The organism is Streptosporangium sp. NPDC004631 (assembly GCF_053601935.1).
In genome coordinates this window covers 1-1,728 of the sequence record NZ_JBSGCR010000075.1, presented here as the reverse complement: position 1 = coordinate 1,728, position 1,728 = coordinate 1, and the positions used below count along the sequence as shown (strand labels likewise).

The following is a 1,728-nucleotide window of genomic DNA, read 5'->3' as shown; positions in this document are numbered from 1 at the left end:
GGGCGTCTCGGCGGGGGCGGTTCGCGCAGGTGTTCTCGCGGGGGGTGGGGGTGACCACGACGGCGTTGTCGGGGTCGATCGACGTCCACATGATCACCCATGCCGAGGTGAAGAAGGGGCGGAGCCCCACCCGCTCCAGGGCCGTGCTCACCCGAGGCCGCCGCATCGCCGGCTGGGTCTTCGCGGTACTGGGACTGCCGCTCCTGACCGCGGCACTCCATCCCATCCGCGACGACATCAACCTCCCCATCGAGATCCTGCTCTTCCTGGTCATGGTCGTCGGGGTCGCGCTGGTCGGCGGCATGTGGCCCGCCGTCACCGCGGCGGTGCTCGGCTTCCTGCTGCTCAACTACTTCTTCACCCCGCCACTGGACAGGTTCACCGTCGCCGACCCGGAGAACCTCTTCGCCCTGGGGATCTACGTGCTGGTGGCCGTCATGGTCAGCGCGGTGGTCGACGTGGCGGCGCGCCGTACCCGGGAGGCGGCCAGGGCCGGTGCGGACGCCGAGGTGCTGTCCACGCTGGCCGGTCACGTGCTGCGGGGGGAGGCCGCGCTGCCGTCGCTGCTGTCGCGGTTGCGGGAGACCTTCGGCCTGACCTCGGTGACGTTGCTGGAGCGGATCGGTGAGCCCGGTCCGGACGACCAGTCCGACCCCGCCGCGTGGCGGATCGTGGCCACCGCGGGCGGCACCCCCTGCATTCACCCCGGCGCGGGCAGCGCGGATGTGGTGATCGACGAGCAGCTGGTGCTCGCTGTGGGTGGCAGGCTGCTGGAGGCGTCGGACCGCCGGGTGCTGGAGGCGTTCGCCGCCGAGGCCGCGGTCGCCCTCCGCCAGAACCGGCTGGAGGAGGAGATAGGGCAGGCCAGGCCGCTGGCCGAGGCCGACCGGATGCGCACCGCCCTGCTCGCCGCGGTCAGCCACGACCTGCGCACCCCCCTCGCCTCGGCCAAGGCCGCGGTGGAGAGCCTGCTCAACACGGACATCGACTGGTCGGTGGAGGATCGCAAGGAGTTGCTGGCCACCGCGGACGAGTCGCTGGTCAAGCTGGATCGGCTGGTCGCCAACCTGCTCGACATGAGCCGCCTGCAGGCCGGGGTGCTCGGGCTGGTGGCGCAGCCGACGGCACTGGAGGAGATCGTGCCGAGGGCGATCGACGATCTCGGCCCTCTCGAAGGCCGGGTCGAGACGGATATTCCTCCGGATCTGCCGGAGGTCGTCGCGGATCCGGCCCTGGTCGAGCGGATCCTGGTCAATCTCATGTCCAACGCGATCCGCTACAGCCCGCCGGGGCGCAACGTCCTCGTCACCGCCAGCTGGCATGGCGATCAGGTGGAGGTCCGGGTGATCGATCGGGGTCCGGGTATTCCGGGTGAGGCGCACGACCGGGTCTTCATGCCCTTCCAGCGGCTCGGCGACCGCGACAACCACACCGGTGTCGGCCTGGGCCTCGCCCTCTCCCGGGGACTGGCCGAGGCGATGAGCGGCTCCCTGACACCGGAGGAGACCCCCGGCGGAGGTCTCACCATGAGACTGGTACTGCCCATCACCTCACGGTCGTGTAACCCGCCAGGCTCCGTGGAAAGTTCATGATCCGGGTCCTCGTCGTCGACGACGAGCCCCAGATCCTGCGGGCGCTCCGGATCAATCTGGTCGCCCGGCATTTCGAGGTGGCGGTGGCCGCCGACGGCGGGGCGGCCCTGCGCGAGGCGGCCGAGTGGCATCCCGA

1 protein-coding gene is annotated in these 1,728 nt (G+C 71.0%); it reads left to right on the top strand.

Features of this window, described 5'->3' with window-relative positions:
• Positions 1-1,592, top strand: a 1,592-nt coding sequence (locus ACWEF2_RS31580) for a sensor histidine kinase (RefSeq protein ID WP_453819906.1), incomplete at its 5' end; no start/stop codon positions are given.
• Positions 1,593-1,728 lie beyond the last annotated feature (136 nt).